The 18,442-nt window shown below is 69.9% G+C and carries 15 protein-coding genes and 1 pseudogene; all 16 read right to left on the reverse strand.

Translation table 11 applies throughout. The features are described from left to right. Positions 1-249: pseudogene (locus KBB57_RS18380) on the reverse strand (keto-deoxy-phosphogluconate aldolase); the annotation flags it as partial. Positions 250-280: 31 nt separating this feature from the next. After that, entirely contained in the window at positions 281-1,345 is a 1,065-nt protein-coding gene (fba, locus tag KBB57_RS18385; protein ID WP_290753425.1) for a class II fructose-bisphosphate aldolase, read from the reverse strand. 18 nt (positions 1,346-1,363) lie between these two features. After that, positions 1,364-2,374 carry a class 1 fructose-bisphosphatase gene (locus KBB57_RS18390; RefSeq protein ID WP_290753428.1) on the reverse strand — a complete coding sequence of 337 codons (1,011 nt, stop codon included), beginning with the start codon at positions 2,372-2,374 and terminating at the stop codon, positions 1,364-1,366. A 28-nt stretch (positions 2,375-2,402) separates the two neighbouring features. Beyond that, entirely contained in the window at positions 2,403-3,350 is a 948-nt protein-coding gene (locus KBB57_RS18395) for a sugar kinase (protein WP_290753431.1), read from the reverse strand. Next, a complete protein-coding gene (locus tag KBB57_RS18400; RefSeq protein ID WP_290753433.1) occupies positions 3,350-5,422 on the reverse strand; it encodes an FAD-binding protein in 2,073 nt (690 codons plus the stop codon). The genes KBB57_RS18395 and KBB57_RS18400 overlap by 1 nt, the downstream gene beginning before the upstream one ends. A gap of 85 nt (positions 5,423-5,507) precedes the next feature. Next, positions 5,508-5,927, reverse strand: a complete 420-nt coding sequence (locus KBB57_RS18405) for a thioesterase family protein (RefSeq protein ID WP_290753436.1) — start codon at positions 5,925-5,927, stop codon at positions 5,508-5,510. Further along, the gene (locus KBB57_RS18410; protein ID WP_290753439.1) at positions 5,924-6,928 is read right to left on the reverse strand and encodes a LacI family DNA-binding transcriptional regulator; all 1,005 of its coding nucleotides are present in this window, start codon (positions 6,926-6,928) and stop codon (positions 5,924-5,926) included. The genes KBB57_RS18405 and KBB57_RS18410 overlap by 4 nt, the downstream gene beginning before the upstream one ends. Positions 6,929-6,987: 59 nt before the next feature. Then, positions 6,988-8,580, reverse strand: coding sequence for a GMC family oxidoreductase (locus KBB57_RS18415; protein WP_290753442.1), 1,593 nt, complete (start codon positions 8,578-8,580; stop codon positions 6,988-6,990). Then, complete coding sequence (locus KBB57_RS18420) at positions 8,577-10,058, reverse strand: GMC family oxidoreductase (RefSeq protein WP_290753445.1); 1,482 nt, start codon at positions 10,056-10,058, stop codon at positions 8,577-8,579. Before KBB57_RS18420 ends, KBB57_RS18415 begins: the two co-directional genes overlap by 4 nt. After that, a complete protein-coding gene (locus tag KBB57_RS18425; protein ID WP_290753448.1) occupies positions 10,058-11,167 on the reverse strand; it encodes an ABC transporter ATP-binding protein in 1,110 nt (369 codons plus the stop codon). The genes KBB57_RS18420 and KBB57_RS18425 overlap by 1 nt, the downstream gene beginning before the upstream one ends. A 4-nt stretch (positions 11,168-11,171) precedes the next feature. Next, a complete protein-coding gene (locus KBB57_RS18430; RefSeq protein ID WP_290753451.1) occupies positions 11,172-12,116 on the reverse strand; it encodes a carbohydrate ABC transporter permease in 945 nt (314 codons plus the stop codon). Continuing rightward, a complete protein-coding gene (locus tag KBB57_RS18435) occupies positions 12,116-13,015 on the reverse strand; it encodes a carbohydrate ABC transporter permease (protein ID WP_290753454.1) in 900 nt (299 codons plus the stop codon). Before KBB57_RS18435 ends, KBB57_RS18430 begins: the two co-directional genes overlap by 1 nt. A 71-nt stretch (positions 13,016-13,086) precedes the next feature. Beyond that, positions 13,087-14,337, reverse strand: coding sequence for an ABC transporter substrate-binding protein (locus KBB57_RS18440; protein ID WP_290753457.1), 1,251 nt, complete (start codon positions 14,335-14,337; stop codon positions 13,087-13,089). A 47-nt stretch (positions 14,338-14,384) separates the two neighbouring features. Beyond that, positions 14,385-15,911 (reverse strand): aldehyde dehydrogenase family protein, encoded by a 1,527-nt coding sequence (locus tag KBB57_RS18445; RefSeq protein WP_290753459.1) that lies wholly within the window; start codon positions 15,909-15,911, stop codon positions 14,385-14,387. Positions 15,912-15,914: 3 nt separating this feature from the next. Then, positions 15,915-16,682, reverse strand: a complete 768-nt coding sequence (locus KBB57_RS18450) for an enoyl-CoA hydratase/isomerase family protein (RefSeq protein WP_290753461.1) — start codon at positions 16,680-16,682, stop codon at positions 15,915-15,917. Further along, positions 16,679-18,313, reverse strand: coding sequence for an acyl CoA:acetate/3-ketoacid CoA transferase (locus tag KBB57_RS18455; protein ID WP_290753463.1), 1,635 nt, complete (start codon positions 18,311-18,313; stop codon positions 16,679-16,681). Before KBB57_RS18455 ends, KBB57_RS18450 begins: the two co-directional genes overlap by 4 nt. Positions 18,314-18,442: the final 129 nt, after the last annotated feature.

Here is an 18,442-nt window from a genome sequence, read left to right on the forward strand (position 1 = left end):
CCGCCTTCACGTCGGCGGCGGTCAGAAGCGTGCCCGCCCCGACAACGCTCCCCTCGACCTCCGCCATCGCGCGGATCGCGTCCAGCGCCGCCGGGGCGCGGAGAGTGACTTCGAGCACCTTCAGGCGCCCGCGACGAGGGCCTTTGCCAAGGGTCGGGCATGGACCAGATCCCTGACGACGATCACCGGAATGACCGGTGCGATGCCGCAGAGGTCGCGGGCGTAGGCCGATGCGTCTTCGGGTTTCATTCGAATAGCTCCAGTTCTTGAGGAGGCCCGATCAAGCCGTCGCGGGGTCGAGGGTGCCGGCGGCATAGCGCCGCGCCATCTCCCCGAGCGGGATCGGGCGAATTCGGTCGGCTTGCCCGGCGGCGCCGAAGGCCTCGAACCGCTCGATGCAGAGCTTCTTCATCGCGGCCATCGCCGGAACGAGGTACTTGCGCGGATCGAACTCCGCCGGGTTCTCCGCGAACACCTTGCGGATCGCTCCGGTCATCGCCATCCGGGTGTCGGTGTCGATGTTGATCTTGCGCACCCCGTGGCGGATGCCGCGCTGGATCTCCTCGAGCGGGACCCCCCAGGTCGGCGGCATCTCCCCGCCGTAGCGGTTGATGATCTCCTGCAGCTCCTCCGGCACCGACGACGAGCCGTGCATCACGAGGTGGGTGTTCGGCAGACGCCGGTGGATCTCCTCGATCACCCCCATCGCCAGCACCTCGCCGTCGGGGCGCCGCGAAAACTTGTAGGCGCCGTGGCTCGTCCCCATCGCCACCGCCAGCGCGTCGACCCGGGTGTCGCGCACGAAGCGCACGGCGTCCTCGGGGTCGGTCAACAGCTGGTCGTGCCCGAGCGTCGCCTCGAAGCCGTGCCCGTCCTCTTGCTCGCCGCCGCCAGTCTCCAGGCTGCCGAGCACGCCGATCTCGCCCTCGACCGACACGCCGCAGGCATGCGCCATCTCGACCACCCGTCCCGTGACGCCGGCGTTGTAGCCGTAGTCCGCCGGCGTCTTGCCGTCCGCCTTCAGCGAGCCATCCATCATCACGCTGGTGAAGCCGTGCTGGATCGCCGTGGCGCAGGTCCCGGGCTCGTTGCCATGGTCGAGGTGCATGCAGAGCGGAATGTCGGGATGCGTGGCGGAAAGGCCGTCGATCATTCGCGCCAGCACCATGTCCCCGGCATAGGCGCGGGCGCCGCGGCTCGCCTGCAGGATCACCGGCGAGCGGGTCTCCTCGGCCGCGGCCATGATGGCGAGCCCCTGCTCGAGGTTGTTCATGTTGAAGGCCGGCAGGCCGTAGCCGTGTTCCGCCGCATGGTCGAGCAGCTGCCGCAGGCTGATCCGCGTCATCTTCGATCTCCCTGATTGTCAGTCGGCGCGCGACAGGTAGCGGCCGAAGGTCTCGACTTCCTCGCGGCTGCCGAAGACGAGCGGGGTGTGCTGGTGGAGCTCCGCGGGCGGGATGTCGAGGATCGGTCGCAGCCCGTCGGTCGCCGCGCCGCCGGCCTGCTCGCAGAGGAAGGCGATCGGATTTGCCTCATAGACGAGCCGCAGCCGCCCCGCCTCGTATCCCGGGCGCCGGTCCGCGGCGTAGAAGAACATGCCGCCGCGCTTGAGGATGCGCTGGAGGTCGCCGACCGCCGCCGCCATCCAGCGCATGTTGAAGTCGCGGCCGCGCTCGCCCTCTCTGCCCGCGACGCAGGCCTCCACATAGGCGCGGACCCCTGGCGACCAGTGGCGTTGCGCCAGGGCGTTGAAGGCGACCTCCGAGGTGCCCGCCGGGATGGCGATGTTCTCCGCGACCACCCGGAAGATCCGCGCGCCGGGATCGAAGGTCGCGATGGCGACGCCCTTGCCGACGGAGAAGCCGAAATCGACCGAATGCCCGTAGGAGATATAGCCGGCCGCGAGCAGCGCCCGGCCGGACTGGCGATAGAATTCCTTGCCGTCGCGCGCCGGCAGCACCGCGAACAGTGTCCCGAGCAGCGCGCCGACCCCGATGCCGCTGGAACCGTCGATGGGGTCGATCGCCACCGAGACCAGCCCGCCCGGCACCCCCTCGGCGACCTCGTCGGCTTCCTCGGAGGCGATCGCCTCGACCCCGGCGCCTCTGAGGGCCGCGAGGAAATGCTCGTGGCTCGCGACGTCGAGCGCCTTCTGTCGATCGCCGCCGGTGTTGGTGCCGACGACGCGGGCCGGATCGCCGAGCAGCTCCGCCTGCGACAGGCGGAAGGCGACCGGGCCGGCGGCTTCCGCGATCGCCAGCACGGTCTTCGCGGCGGCCCGGTGCGGCGCATCGTCCGGTGTCCGGTCGAGGAGGTAGTCCTCGAGGGTCTGGCCGACCGTCTCGCGGTCGCCGGGAAGGCTCAGGCCGGTCATGGAAAACCTCTCTCCAGGAATGTAAGCGTCAGGATGCGATCAGACCGCGGCCGAGGGCGCGCATGGTCTCCCGCGCCCCCCGGGCGCCGGGGGTGCGAATGACTTCGGCGGAGACGGCCTGACCGCAGGCGATGGACCTGTCGGGAGCGAGCCCGGCCAGCCGCGCCGCGAGATAGCCGGCGTTGAAAGCGTCACCGGCGCCGGTGGTGTCGCGGATACCGTCGACCGGCGGGGTCGGACAGTCTCCCTCGACGTCGCCCGCGCGGAAGCGGACGCTTCCGGCGCCGTTCTTGACCGCGATCTCGCCGACGCCGCTGGCCGTGAACCGCGCGATCGTGGCCTCGGGCGTTCGGTCCGCCCAGTGCGCCACCTCGTCGTCGAAGCTCGGCAGCGCGATGTCGGTCAGCGCGTGCATCCGCGGGATCGTCTCCCGGATCTCGTCGCCCGAAGACCAGAGGCGCGGCCGGATATTGGGGTCGAAGGAGATGAGGGTGCCCTTGCCGCGGGCCTCGGCGAGGACGGCAAAGAGGGCGTCGCGCCCCGCGGGCGGCAGGATCGCGAGGGTGATGCCGGAGAGGTGGGCGAGCCCGGCACCGTCAAGCGCCGCCGCCAGCGCGGCGGGGTCGTCGGCGAGGCGGCGGGCGGCGGAGGCGGAGCGCCAGTAGTGGAAGCTGCGCTCGGCGCCATCGAGCTCGATCAGGTAGAGGCCCATGCCGCGCTCGGGGTCGTGGGTGACGCCCGAGACGTCGAGGCCGTCGGCCGCCATCTCGGCGATGAAGGCCTCGGAGAGGCTGTCCTGGCCTACGCGGGTCACGAAGCCGGTGCTCGCTGCCGGGCCGAGGAGCTGCGCCATGTGCCAGATGGTGTTGAAGGTGTCGCCGGCATAGGCGCGGCGGTAGAGGCCGCCATCGACCGGGGCGAGTTCGAGCATGGCCTCGCCGATGGCGACGGCGCGACGGTTCGGAAAGGCCGGCATCAGGCGGCGCCCGCGTCGAGGTCGAAGATCCGGCCGGTGAGCCAGTCGGGCCAGTCGCGTTCGAAGAACGAGCGGGCGGCCTCGTCGAAGGGGCGGTTCGGGCGGGACGCGACACCGAAGCCGTCGCCCTCGAGCCGGACGAGAAGCTGCTCGTCGCGGTCGCCGTCACGCTCAACGCGGAAGCGGTAGGCGTCGAGCGGCCCGTCGGCGGCGAGGGGCAGCGAGGCGCCCTTCGCGTCGAGAATGGCGCGGGCGCCGCGGCTGCCGCCGCCGGCGCGGATGTAGGCGTCGAGGGCGGTGAGGACGGCCTCGGACGCGAGCGCCATCTGCCGCCATTGCAGCGCCCGGCCCGCTTCGGAGGCGCGGCCCGGCGCGATGCCGCGGGCGCGGATCTCGGCGGTGAGGGCGCGGGCCTCCGCGAGGGCGGTGGCGACGCTGGCGGGGTCGCAGATCATTCCGGCTTGGTCGCTCATCCGGGCCTGCACCGCCGCGCGGACGCCGCGGACGCTGAGCGGGCTGTCGGGGCGCAGGGCGGCGGCGACCGCGGCGACCGCGGCCTCGGCGGCGGGGCGGATGTCGGCGGTTGGCGCCACGGCGCGGCCGCTGGCGCTGATGTGCTCGGCGGCGCGGGTGCCGAAGACCTGGCCGGCGTTGAGTGCGGCGCCGCCGGGGCGGGTGACGCCGTGGGTGCCGGCCGCCTCGCCGACGGCGTAGGCGCCGGGCAGGCTGGATCGGCCCCAGGTGTCGACGGCGACGCCGCCGTTCATGTGCTGGTTGTTGACGGCGAACTCGAGCGGCTCGGCGGCGACGTCGATCTTGTAGCGGCGGTAGAGCTCGATCGCGAGCGGGTTCATGTGGCGCAGGCGGTCGATCGGCAGCGCCTGGGTGGCGCCGGCGGTGCGGAGGTAGGTGGCGACGTCCTCGTCGAGGCGCTCAAGGCTGAAGGGGGCGTCGCCGGGGACCGGCTCGGGGTTGCGATTGAAGTCCATGAACACGCGCCGCCCGGCCTGGCCCTCGCGGAAGATCGCGAGATCGACGAGGGAGGAGCCGAAGTCGAGCATCCGGGTGGCATGGAACGGCCACTGGTAGCCCTTGCGGAACACGGCGGAGGCGAGTTCCTGCGTGCCGCGATAGTAGGCGGCGAGGAAATGGTGCTCGTGGCCCTCGGCGTCGACGGAATAGATGTGCGGCAGGGCCTGCGCGTAGGTGCCTGAGAGGTTCCAGGGGAAGCCCTCGCGGCGGGTGCCGATGCCGAACTGGCTCTCGGTCAGGTTCACCGCCTCGATCCCGGCTTCGAGCGCGAGGCCGAGAGAGCCGAAGCAGCCGTTCGGATAGACGCTGTCGCGATAGAGCTCGCCCGGCCCGCCCGCGGCGAGGACGAGGACCGGTGCCTGAAAGAGCACGAGGCCGAGGGGATTCTCCGCTCCGGCCTGCTTCGGGCGCACCGTCAGGACCCCGGCGGCACGGCCACCGTCCGTCAGGATGCGGACGGCGGTGGTGTGGTTGAAGATCGGGACGCCGAGACGGATCGCCTCCTCGGCCAGCACCTTCACCATCAGCCGCGACGTGCGTGGACCGCAGCTCGTCGCGCGGCCGACCTCATCGTGGTCGGTCTGGTAGCGCAGGATGCCGCCGAACTGATCCTGCGGCAGCGGCAGCCCGAGATACTGGAGCGAGGCCATCATCCGGGCGGAGCCGACGGCTTCCACATAGGCCGTGTCGTCGTCCATCGCCCCGCCAGCGCGGATGGCGCGGGCCATGGCCTTGAAGTCGTCGCCCCGGCCGGCGGTGTTCGCGGTGTGCAGGGTCTGCTTGTCCGAGCCGGAGCATGCCGAGGTGCCGCCCCAGACGCTCTGGCTGATCACCGCCACATCGACGCCGCGGCGATGCATCTCCACCGCGGCGCGCAGGCCGGCGGCGCCGCTGCCGACGACCACGCAGCCGTACCGGTGGACCGGCAGGCGGACGCCGCCGGCCTCGATTGCCTCGGGCGCCGGGCGATCGGCCGGGAGGCGCGGCATGGCGACGTCGGTCAGGGCGTCGAGGATGGCTTGGGGAACGTCGACGGTCATGGCTTCGGGTCTCGCTCGGGCAGGTGGAAACGAGGCGCGGCGGGGGCCGCGCCGGCGAGGGCGTCGGAACGGGGCTTCCCGCGCGTCAGGAACCGCGGAAGGTCGCGCGCACCGCTTCCGGGATCGGCATCGAGGCGAGGCGGCCGTCGGCGTCGCGGCGGGTCCAGACCCGGGTCTCGAAACCCTCGACGCAGAGGGTGCCGTCGCGTTCCAGCCGGTGAGCCACGTCGAAGCTCGACCGGCGGAGGTCGGTGAAGCGGCTGGTGATCGTCACCCGGTCGTCGGTGGCGCAGGGGGCCCGGAACTCGGCACGGGTGGCGACGAGCGGCCAGCCGAGCGCGCCGAGCTCCGCGACGACGCGGGCATGCGACCAGCCGGCGGCCTCGATCAGCATCGCGGTGGCGTCGTCGAAGAAGGCGAAGAAGCGCGGGTTGAAGACGATGCCGGCCGGGTCGCAGTCGCCCCACTCGATCCGGCGAGAGACGGTGTTGGCGAGAAGGGTCATGCCGGCCCCCCGGTGCTCGACGCTCGCACCATCAGCTCGACGGGCGCGAGGCGGGTCTCGGGCGGTCGCACCCCCTCCTCGAGCCAGGCGAGCATGGCCGCGGCGGACTCGCGGCCGAAGCGGGCGATGTCGCAGCGGACGGAGGAGAGCCGCGGCCAGGTCAGGGCGCATTCCTCGATGTCGTCGAAGCCGACGAGCCGCACGTCATCGCCGACGCGGACGCCGGCTTGGGCGAAGCCGGCGAGCATGCCAAGCGCCACGAGGTCGGAGAAGCAGATCACCCCCTCGACGTCGCGCGACAGCGACAGCGCCGTGTCGCGGCCGAAGGCGCGTGAGGGACGGCCGTGGAGCGCGAGCGTGTCGAGCCCGACCTCGGCCATCACCGCGCGGTAACCGGCCATGCGCTCGTCGGTCACAGGGCGGTCCTCCAGCCCGCCGACGAAGGCGATGCGGCGGAGGCCGAGGGCGAGCAGATGCTCGGTGGCGAGCCGCCCCCCGGTCTCGTAGTCGAGCGACGCGAAGGGGAAGTCCGCGGTGCGCGGGTCGATCCGGCGCAGCACCTGCATCGCCGGGATCCCGGCGCGGTGCACGGCTTCCAGCCCGTCGGGTTCCTCGACATAGGTTGGCGACAGCAGGAAGCCGGAGACGCCGTGCTCGATCATCGAGGCCATGACCTGGGCCTGGGTCGCGGGGTTTTCGTCGGTGTTGGCGATGACGGTGGCATAGCCACGCTCGGCAAAGGTCATCTGCGCGCTGGCCGCGAACTCGGTGAAGAACGGGTTGCGCAGGTCGTTGATGACGAGCCCGATCAGCCCGACGTCGGCGCCGCGCAGGTTCGCCGCCGCGCGGTTGTAGACGTAGCCGAGGTCGCCCATTGCGCGCTCGACCAGCACCCGGGTCGCGGGGCGGACCAGCGGGCTGTTCTGAAGCACGTTCGAGACGGTGGACTTGGAGACGCCCGCCGCTTTGGCCACATCGACGATCGTCGGCCGCTTGTTCATCGTGTCCCCCCGCGGTGTTCGGGGGGAGAATGAGCGATCGAGGCGCTGAGCGGTAGGCATCATCGCGCCCCGTGGTCGGCCTTGATCATGTCGGCGGCCTTCTCCGCGATCATGATCGTCGGCGCGTTGGTGTTCGAGGACACGACCGTCGGCATGATCGAGGCGTCCACCACCCGCAGCCCGGCGATGCCGTTGAAGCGGAGACGCGGATCGACGACGGCGGCCGGGTCGCTCCCCATCCGGCAGGTGCCCGCGGGGTGGTGGTCGGTCTTGGCGTGGCGGCAGGCGAAGTCGAAATAGTCCCGGTCGGTCCGCACGTCCGGCCCTGGCAGCCGCTCGGCAAGGATGAAGGGCCTGAGCGGCGCCTGCGCCATGATCTCCCGGGCGAGCTTCAGCCCCTTGATCGACATCTCGCGGTCGCGCGGATCCTCCCAGTAGTTCGGGTCGATCAGCGGCGCCGCGGCCGGATCCGCGCTGGCGAGCCGCACGGTCCCGCGCGAGCGCGGCCGCAGATAGGCCGAGTTCAGCGTCACGCCGCCGTTCGGCATGGCGGCGACGCCGGCCTCGATCCCGGAGCCGAGGCCGAGGTGGAACTGGATGTCGGGCGAACGGGCGTCCTTGTCGGCATACCAGAATCCGCCGGTCTCAAAGAGGCTCGAGGCCACCGGCCCCTTCCTGGTCAGCAGGTATTCAAGGCCGGCCAGCGCCGACCAGTGCGGCTTGGCATAGCGGTCGTAGGTATGCGGGCCGGTCACCTCGGCGATGACGAAGAGGTCGAGGTGGTCCTGGAAGTTCCCGCCGACGCCGGCCTGGTCGAAGACTGGGGTGACCCCGACCTCGGCCAGGTGATCGGCCGGGCCGATGCCCGAGAGCATCAGCATCCGCGGCGAGCCGATGGCGCCGGAGGCGAGCAGCACCTCGGACGTCGCCATGATGCGGCTGCCGTCCATCATCTCGACGCCGGTGGCGCGAGCGCCCTCGACGGTGATGCGCTTTACCTGTGCGCCAGTCCGCACGGTGAGGTTCGGACGGTGGCGGTTCGGGGCGAGATAGGCCATCGCCGCGGACGACCGGCGGGCGTTGCGCTGGGTCAGCTGGTAGTACCCGGCTCCTTCCTGGTTCTCGCCGGTCATGTCGTCGTTGCGCGGAATGCCGAGCTCCGCCGCGGCGGCGAAATAGGCCTCGCAGATCGGCAGCGGCGCGCGCGGCCTGGAGACGCCGAGCGGCCCTCCCCTGCCGTGCCAGCGGTTGTCGTGGGTGTCGTTGTCCTCGGCCTTGCGAAAATAGGGGAGCACGTCCTCGTATGACCAGCCGTCGCAGCCCATCTGCCGCCACTCGTCGTAGTCGAGCGCATTGCCGCGGGTGTAGATCTGGGCGTTGATCGCCGAGCCGCCACCGATCACCTTCGCCTGGGTGTAGCGGATCACCATATCCTTCATGTGCCGCTGGGGGACCGTCGACCAGCCCCAGGAGCCGAGGCCCTTGGTCATCTTCGCGAAACCCGCCGGCAGGTGGAAGAACGGGTGCCAGTCACGGCCGCCGGCCTCGAGCAGGAGGACGCGGGCGGACGGGTTCTCCGAAAGCCGGGCCGCGAGGACGCAGCCGGCCGATCCGCCGCCGACGATGACGAAATCGAAGCCTTCGGTGTTCATGCCGCCAGATCCTTCTCGATGATGTGGTCCGCCGTGCGCAGCGCCTGCGCGGCGATGGTCAGGGCCGGGTTCACCGCCGCGGAGGTTGGCAGGAAGCTCGCGTCCACGACGAAAAGGTTCGGATGGTCGTGGGCGCGGCAGAAGGGGTCGACGACGCTGGTCGCGGGGTCGGCGCCCATCCGCGCCGTCCCGCACTGATGCGAAGGGGTGCGGCGGTCGAAGGGCTTCGACAGGACGAGCGGGAAGCCGGCGCGGCGAAGGACGATCTTGAGCTTTGCGACGAGCGCCTCGTGCGTCTCCCAATTGGAACGCTTCCAGTCGAAGACGATGCGGTCGCCCTCCAGGGTGATACGGCTATGCGGGTCGGGAAGATCCTCGCTCATGGCGTAGAGATCGACTGCGTGAGCGGCGATCCAGCCTGCAACGGCACGCGGAAGGCCGCTGGCGGCGGCAAGGATGGGGCCGGAGACCTTGCCGAGGAGCTGTACGTTGCCGAGCGGGGTGCCGTCCTTGCCACCGGTCAGGTAGAAGTCGTTTACCATCAGCGTCTTCTGGTAGACGGCGGTGTTGCGGCGGAAGGGACTGACGGCGAGCACCGCCGAGCAGTTGTGGTTCATGAAGTTGCGCCCGACCTGATCGGAGCGGTTGGCGAGGCCTGATCGCAACAGCAGCGCCGCGGAGTTGACCGCGCCGGCGCTCAGAATGACGAGCGCGGGCGCCAGCCGCCTCTCGGCCCCGCCTTGCCGATAGTGGACAGCGGCGAGGCGGTCGTCGTCGCCTGCCTCCAGCCGGGTGACGAGAGCGCCGGTCTCGAGCGTCACGTTGGGGTAGCGGAGCGCCGCGGCGATGCCGACGCTCTCGGCGTCGCTCTTGGCCCCGGTGGTGTCGGGGAAGGCATCCCACGGGGTCGCGGCCCGCCTGAGCCATCCGTCGAGATCGAGGCCGAGCGGCAGGGTGGAAGGCGTGACCCCGGCACGCCGCAACCGGGCGCGCAGGTCGGCGATGCTCGGCTCGTCCGGCACCGGGGAAAACGGGTAGCGCCCCGAGTGCCGCGGCTCGGTCGGGTCCGTGCTCGCGTCGCCGCGGACGCGGTAGAGCTCTTCCGCCCGCTGGTACCAGGGCTCCATCTCGTCGTAGGAGACGGGCCAGCCCGGTGTCGTGCCGCCGAGGTGGCGGAGCGGGCGGAAATCCTCGGCGCGGTAGCGGATCAGCACCGCGCCGTAGAGCTTGGAATTGCCGCCGACATAGTAGTAGTTGCCGGGGTTGAAGGCCTCTCCGTCAGGCGTCTGCCATTCCTCCTTCGGCCGGAAGTGCCCCCGCCCGAAGATCGCCTCGGCGTCGCGCGCCTCGGGGCAGTCGGCAAGCCGCTCGCCGCGCTCGAGGATGACGATCCGCCGCCCGGATGGCGCCAGCGCCGCCGCGACTGTGGCCCCACCGATGCCGGAGCCGATGATGACGATGTCCGGGCCGGTTTCCATCACGCGATCCGCATCTCGGTCTTGGGATCGAAGGCGACGGCCTTCTCCATGTTGATCGCGAACGGGAACACCTGGCCCGGCCGCACGTCGACGTCGGCGCGGAAGCGCCCCGTCACTTCCTTGCCGCCGAGATGCGCCATGACGAAGGTGTCTGACCCCGCCGGCTCGGTGATCTCCACCGGTATCTCGACGACGTGCACGGCGCGGCTCGCCCGGTCGGCGCCGTCGCGGTCGGTGATCGCCTCCGGCCGGAGACCGAGCACGATGTCGCGGCCGGCCTGCGCCTCGAAGCCGCGGCCTTCGGCGAAGGGCAGCGTGATCTCGCCCGCGGCCGCCGCCGCCTTCGCCACCGCCTTGCCGTTCTCGACCGCGATCTTCGCGGGGAAGAGGTTCATCGACGGCGAGCCCATGAAGCCCGCGACGAACATGTTGGCGGGCCGGTCGTAGACCTCCTTCGGCGTGCCGAGCTGCTGGACATGGCCGCCGAACATCACCGCGATCCGGGTCGAGAGGGTCAGCGCCTCGATCTGGTCGTGGGTCACGTAGACGATCGTCGTCTTCAGCTTCTGGTGCAGCTTCTTGATCTCGGTGCGCATGTCGACGCGGAGCTTGGCGTCGAGGTTGGAGAGCGGCTCGTCGAACAGGAACACGTCCGGATCGCGGACCAGCGCCCGGCCCATGGCGACGCGCTGGCGCTGGCCGCCCGAGAGCTGGCCCGGCTTGCGGTCGAGCAGGTGCCTGATCTGGAGAAGGTCCGCGACCTGGTTCATCGCCTTGTCGCGCTCGGCCTTCGGCACCCCGTGCATCTCGAGGCCGAAGACGATGTTCTGCCCGACGTTCATGTTCGGGTAGAGGGCGTAGGACTGGAACACCATGGCGATGTTGCGCTCGGCCGGGCGGACGCCGTTCATCGAGCGGCCCTTGATCGCGATGTCCCCGGAGGTGATCTCCTCGAGGCCGGCGATCATGTTGAGCAGCGTGGACTTGCCGCATCCCGAGGGGCCGACGAGAACGAGGAACTCGCCCTCCTCGACCGAGATGTCGGTTTCGTGGAGGATCTTGACGGCGCCGTAGGATTTGGTGGCGCGCTTGATATCGAGAAAGCCCATCGGATCAACCTTTCACGGAGCCCGCCATCAGCCCGCGGACGAAATACCGCCCGGCGACGACGTAGACGAGGAGAGTGGGAAGCGCGGCCATGATCGCGCCCGCGAAATGCACGTTGTATTCCTTCACGCCCGTCGACGACTGGACGAGATTGTTGAGCGCGACCGTCATCGGCTGGCTGTCGAAGTCGGAGAAGGAGGCTCCGAAGAGGAAGTCGTTCCAGATGTTGGTGAACTGCCAGATGATGCAGACGACCGCGATCGGTCCCGACGACGGCAGCATGATCCGCCGGAAGATGGTGAAGAACTCCGCTCCGTCGATCTGGGCGGCGCGCACGAGCTCGGTCGGGAACTGCTGGTAGTAGTTCTTGAAGTAGAGGGTCGAGAAGCCGATGCCGTAGACGAGGTGAACGAAGATCAGACCCGGCACGGTCCCCGCGAGCCCGACGAGACCGAGCATCCGGGCCATCGGGATCAGAACCATCTGGAACGGGATGAAGCAGCCGAAGAGAAGGAGCCCGAAGACCCAGGTGTCGCCGCGGAAGCGCCACTTGGTCAGGACATAGCCGTTCAGCGCCCCGAGCACGGTGGAGATCGCGACGGCCGGGACGACCATCAGGATCGAGTTCAGGAAGAACGGCCGGAGCCCGGTCGCCTCCACGCCGATCTGCGCCGTCGACCAGGCGCTGCTCCATGGGGCCAGCGTCCACTGCTTCGGCAGGGACATCATCCCGCCGGTGGTGATCTCGCTCAGAGGCTTCAGCGAGTTCACCACCATCACATAGAGCGGCAGCAGGTAGTAGAGGCAGAAGAGCGCGAGGATCAGGTAGATCAGGACGCGCGCGGTACCGCCGGTGCGGATCACCTGGGTCGAGCCGTGCGAGCCGGTCGGAGGGGTCGGACTGGCGGGCCTGATCGCCGCCGCCGAGGCTTCCGCGCTGATATCGGTCATCACTTCTTCTCCCTGAGCTCGGAGTAGATGAACGGCACCATGATCGCCGCGATCGACATGAGCATGATCACCGCCGAGGCCGCGCCGATGCCCATCTGGTTCCGGGTGAAGGTGTAGGAATACATGAAGGTCGCCGGCAGCTCGGTCGCCGTGCCGGGGCCGCCGCCGGTCAGGGCGATGACGAGGTCGTAGGACTTGATCGCCATGTGGGCGAGCACGACGAAGGCCGACATGAAGGCGGGCCGGAGCTGCGGGATGACGATCCGGCGGTAGAGCGCGAAGGTCGAGGCGCCGTCGATCTGCGCCGCCTTCATGACCTCGGTGTCGATGCCGCGGAGGCCGGCGAGGAACATCGCCATCACGAAGCCGGAGGTCTGCCAGACCGCGGCGATGACGATGGTATAGATCGCCATGTTCGGGTCCTTGATCCACTCGAAGGTGAAACTCTCCCAGCCCCAGGAGCGGACGACGGCCTGAAGCCCGATGCCGGGGTCGAGGAACCATTTCCACGCCGTGCCGGTGACGATGAAGGAAAGCGCCATCGGGTAGAGGTAGATCGTGCGGATGAAGCCCTCGGAGCGGATCTGCTGGTCGAGAAGGATCGCGAGGAGGAGCCCGATCGCGCAGCAGATGACGATGTAGAGCGAGCCGAAGATCAAGAGGTTGTTGACCGCGATGCCCCAGGCACGGATGCCGAAGAGCTTCTGGTAGTTCTCGAGGCCGACCCAGCCGAAGGAGGGCAGGATCCGGCTGTCGGTGAAGGACAGGTAGAGCGTGAAGAGGATGAAGCCGTAGACGAAGACCAGCACGATCGCGAAGCTCGGGCTGAGCACCAGCTTCGGCAGGGTCTCGCGCAGCCAGTCTCTACCGCCTCCGCGGTGTCGGGCAGTCTGTGCCATGGGGCGTTTCCTGTAAGGGGGGGGGGAGAGGTCGGCCCCGGCCGGGGCCGGGCCGCCTCTCCCGGATGGGGTCACTGCGCGAGCTGAACCGCGTCGACGAGTTCCTGTGTGGCCGTCGCCGCGTCGTACGAGCCGTTGAACTCGTTCGTCACCACGTCGTAGATCGCGTTCTTGATCGAGGCGGGGTTGGCGTGGCCGTGGGCGTTCGAGCCGATGAGGTTGCCGGAGGCGGCCGCCGCCTTCATCTCCTCGTAGGCCTTCTGCCCGCAGCTGTCGTAGCTCTCGACGGAGACGTCGGTGCGCACCGGGACCGAGCCCTTGACCTTGTTGAAGGCGATCTGGAACTCCGGCGACATGATCGCGGTGGCGAGCGCCGCCTGCTCCGGCTTCAGCTCGTCGCCCTGCTTGAAGACGGCGAACTGGTCGGTATTGAAGGTGACCTGTTCCTGGGTGCCCGGGAAGCGGAAGCAGAGGAAGTCCTGGTCCGGCACCTTGCCGGCGTTCAGGAACTCGCCCTTGGCCCAGTCGCCCATGAACTGGAACGCTGCCTCGCCATTGATGACCATCGCACTTGCGAGGTTCCAGTCGCGGCCCGAGAAGTTGTCGTCGACAAAGCCGCGGATCACCGTCATCCGCTCGAAGGCCTGCTTCATGGTGTCGGAGCCGAGCGCCTCGGGGTCGAGGTCGATGAAGGCCTTCTTGTAGAAGTCCGGCCCGCCCGTCGACATGACGACGGCGTCGAAGATCGTCGCATCCTGCCAGGGCTGTCCACCGTGGGCGACGGCGACCTTGCCGGCGTCCTTCACCTTCTGCATCGCCGCGACGAGCTCGTCCCAGGTCGTCGGCGGCGCGATCCCGAGGCTGTCGAGCAGCGGTTTGTTCGCCCAGACCCAGTTGGTCGAATGCAGGTTCACCGGCGTCGCGACCCAGTGGCCGTCGTATTTCGAGAACTTCTGCACCGCCTCGGGCACGACCGCGTCCCAGCCGCCGGGGCCCGCGACCGGGTCGAGGTTGGCGAGCGCGCCCTCCTTGGCCCAGTCGATGATGTCGAAGCCGAGGAGCTGCACCGCCGAGGGCGGATTGCCTGAGGTGATCCGGGCGCGCAGCACCGTCATCGCCTGCGTGCCGCCGCCGCCCGCGACCGGCATGTCCTGCCAGCCGATGCCCTGGCTCGCCAGATCCTGCTTCAGGACGTTGAGCGCGCCGGCCTCGCCGCCGCTCGTCCACCAGTGCAGCACCTCCACATCGGCGGCCTGCGCGGCGCCGGCGCAGAGCGCCAGCGCGGCGGTGGCGGCGAGCATCCGTCTTCCGGTCAGTTTCATGTCATTCCTCCACTGTTCAGTCGTTGCTTCTTCGGCGTTTCCGGCGGTCAGCCTGCCGCCACCCAGGGTGTCCGTGTGCGGCCGATCCGCATCTGCACGGTCTTCACTTCCAGGAATTCCTCCAGCCCGTAGCGGCCGAGCTCGCGCCCCTGTCCGCTCTCCTTGACGCCGCCGAACGGCAGCTCGGCGAAGCCGTCCATCCAGGTGTTGGTCCAGACCGTGCCGGCCCGCGCCGCCCGCGCGAAGGCGAGGCAGGTGTGGACGTTCTCGCTCCAGACGCCGGCCGACAGCCCGTAGGACGCGGCATTGGTGAGGCTCACCGCCTCCTCCATCGTCCGGAAGGTCAGCACCGACAGCACCGGCCCGAACACTTCCTCCCGCGCGATCGCCATGTCGGGCGTCACGCCCGCCACCACCGTCGGCTGGTAGAACTGGCCTCCGAGGCCCGGCACATCGAGCGCCGCGCCGCCGAGGCGCACCGTCGCGCCGGCGGCGACCGCGCCCTTCACGTAGCCGTCGATCTTCGCCTGATGCTCGGGCGAGACGATGGCGCCGACCTTGGTCGCCTCGTTCAGGGGATCGCCGAAGGCGACCTTGCGCGACAGGGCCACCACCCGTGCCGTCACCTCTTCGGCGACATCCTCGTGGACGATGATCCGCGAACCGGAGTTGCAGCATTCGCCGGCGTTGAAATAGACGCCGAAGACGATGGCATCGACGGCGCCGTCGAGATCCGCGTCGGGAAAGATCACCTGCGGATTCTTGCCGCCGAGTTCCAGCGACACCTTCTTCAGCGTCGGCGCCGCGGCGGCGACGATCGCCTTGCCGACGCCGGTCGAGCCGGTGAAGGTCACCATGTCGACGCGCGGGTCGGTGGTCATCAGCGCGCCCACCGGGTCGCCGAAGCCGAGGACGATGTTGCAGACCCCGGCCGGCAGCCCGGCCTCCATGAGCAGCTCGCCGAGGATCACCGTCGTCGAGGGCGTCATCTCCGAAGGCTTCACCACCGCGGCGCAGCCGGCGGCGAGCGCGAAAGGCAGCTTCTGGCTGACGATCAGGAACGGGAAGTTCCATGGGCAGATGATCGCGGCGACCCCGATCGGCTCCTTCAGCACCACGCCCAGAATGTCGCGCCCGAGGCTGTTGTGGCTGTCCCCCGACAGGGTGCGGGCCAGCGCCGCGGCATAGCGCCAGAGGTCGGCGGCGCCCTCGATCTCCGCCCGGGACTGGGCGATCGGCTTGCCCGCTTCCAGAGTCTCGACCCGCGCGATCCGCTCGCGGTCGCGGTCGATCAGGTCGGCGACCCTCAGCAGCAGGGTGGCGCGCTCCTTGCCGGAGAGCTCCGACCAGCGGCCATCGTCGAACGCCTGCCGCGCCGCCGCGATGGCGGCCTCGGTCTCGGCCACGCCGCCCTTCGCGGCGCGGGTCACGACAACGCCGTGCGCGGGCGAGCGTCGGTCGAAGGTGGCGCCGTCAGCGCTCGCGCGCCATTCTCCGGCGATCAGATGCCGCACCTCGGCGGGCTCGGCAGGCAGGGTCGCGTCGGTCGCGGCGACGAGGGTCAGGTCCAGCATCTCTTATCTCCCCGGAAACTCAGGCTTGCGCTTGTCGGCGAAGGCGCCGACGCCTTCCGCCCGGTCTGCGCTCGCGGCGATCATGCCGCTGCCGAGCGCCTCGATCAGTGCCGCGCGATCCTCGCCGACGCCTGCCTGGATCATGTACTTCGCCACCTCGACCGCCCGCGGCGACAGGGTGGCGGCCTTCGCGGCGATGGCCCGGGCGGCCGCGAGGGCGTCCTCGGCGATCTCGACGCAGAAGCCGAGGGCGACCGCGCGCTCGGCGCCGATGCGGCGGCCGAAGAGGGCCATCTCCTTCACGGCGGGCTCGGGGAGGAGGCGGGCGACGCGCTGGGTGCCGGACCAGCCGGGGACGATGCCAATGCCGGCCTCGGGCAACGCCAGGCTGGCGCGGGGGGCGATGACGCGGATGTCGCAGCAGGCCGCCAGCTCCAGCCCGCCGCCGAAGGCGTGGCCGTTCAGCGCCGCGACGGTGGGTTTGCCCAGGCGCGCCAGCCGGTCGAAGATCCGGTGCCCCTCGCGCACCCAGTGGCGGGCGAAGTCGAAGGGCGCCATCGGCCCCCAGGCGGTGATGTCCGCGCCGGTGCAGAAGGCCTTCTCCCCCGTCCCGGTAACGATCACCGCCCGCGCCTCCGGGCTCCGCTCCAGCGTCGCGCAATGGGCGTCGAGCGCCTCGAGCATCGGCACGGTCAGCGAATTCAGCTTCGACGGATTGTCGAGGCGCAGGGTCGCGACCGCGCCCTCGATCGTGAGGTGAAGGTCGCTCACGACGCCGCCCTCACCGGCGCGAGCCCATGGGAATGAGGAACCGGTTCCGCCTTCGGCGCGAGCTTCAGGCCCATCGGCCCATGCGCGAGCAGGCTTGCCGGCAGGGTCTTCATGTCGGCCGCCAGGCGTACCCGGCCGAGCGACGCGTCGACGATGTCGCGCTGGGGGTCGATGCCCGGCATCACCTCGGTCGCGACGAGGCCCCCGTCGGTCAGGCGGATCACGCAGCGCTCGGTGACGTAGAGCACCTCCTGCCCGAGCTCGCGCGCCCGGCGGCCGGAGAAGGTGACGTGCTCGACCTTCTCGACCATCTTCGGGAACTTGCCGGGCTTCGCGACGCGGATCGCGCCGTCGGTAAGGTCGAACTGCGCGCCGGCCTCGAACTGCCCGGCAAAGACGATCTTGCGCGCCCGGGCGGTGATGTCGACGAAGCCGCCGCAGCCGGCGGTGAGATACGGCTTCTTGCCGAGCTTCGAGACGTTGACATTGCCCTCGAGGTCGATCTCCAGGAACGACAGGAAGGTCACGTCGAAGCCGCCGCCCTGGAAATAGGTGAACTGCTGCGGCGACGGCATGAAGGCGTCGGCGTTCGAGGCGCAGCCGAAGGCGAAGCCCATCAGCGGCATGCCCCCGACCGCGCCCTGCTCGATCGCCCAGGTCACGGCCTGCGCCTGGCCTTCCTCGAGCAGGATGCGCGGCACCATCGAGCAGATGCCGAAGCCGAGGTTGGCCGCCATCCCGTCCCGCAGCTCCATCGCGGCGCGGCGGGCGACGATCTTCTCCACGCCGTGCTCGGCGAGGTTGAAGCTCGACCAGGGGCGCATGATCTCGCCGGAAATGGCGGGATCATAGACCGTCTCGGTGGTCTGGCGCTGGTCGGGATCGATCACGACGAGATCGACGAGATGCCCCGGCACCCGCACGTCATGCGGCCGCAGCGACCCCGCCGCCGTCACCCGCTTCACCTGCGCGATGACGAGCCCGCCGTGGTTACGCACGCAGATCGCCTGCTCCAGACCGCCGAGATAGGCGCCTTCGTGCTCGTAGGTGAGGTTCCCGTGCTCGTCCGCCGTCGTCGCCCTGAGGATGGCGACGTCGGGGATGATGTTGGGAAAGTGTAGCCAGGTCTCGCCGCCGAACTCGACCCGGTTGACGATCGGCCGGGCAGCGGCGCTGGCGTTCATCGCGCAGCCCTCGCGGATCGGATCGACGAAGGTGTCGAGCCCGACCTGGGTCAGCACCCCCGGCCGCCGCGCCGCCGCATCGGTGTGCATGTCGAAGAGGATGCCGGAGGGCACGTTATAGGCCGCGACCCGGTCCTCGGTCAGCATCCGCCAGATCTCCGGCATCGGCAGCGACGAGGGTCCGCTCGGATACGACCCGCCGATGATCGTCGAGAGGAGCCCGTCCTTGGCGATATGGTCGACGCCCTTGATCCCGTACATGTCGCCGGCGGCGATCGGATGCAGCGTGGTGAGGTTCCGCGGATGCCCCTCCGCCTCGAACCGCGCGCCGATCGCCGCCAGCATCCTGTCCGGACACCCCAGCCCGGAGGAGGAGGAGACCGTGACCACCGCACCGTCCGGGATCCGCGCCGCCGCCGCCTCGGGTGAAACAATCTTCGAAACCATTGCCCAAAACCCCTCGTAGTTGACGCGCGCCATGCGCCCCGTCTCCGCCGCTTCCCGGGCGGCCCACCGGCGCCGCCAACGATTTCACTTCGTCAATCTCGTCGGCCGAAGCCAACCACGCCCCGCTAC

The organism is Amaricoccus sp. (assembly GCF_017993425.1).
Classification (GTDB): domain Bacteria; phylum Pseudomonadota; class Alphaproteobacteria; order Rhodobacterales; family Rhodobacteraceae; genus Amaricoccus.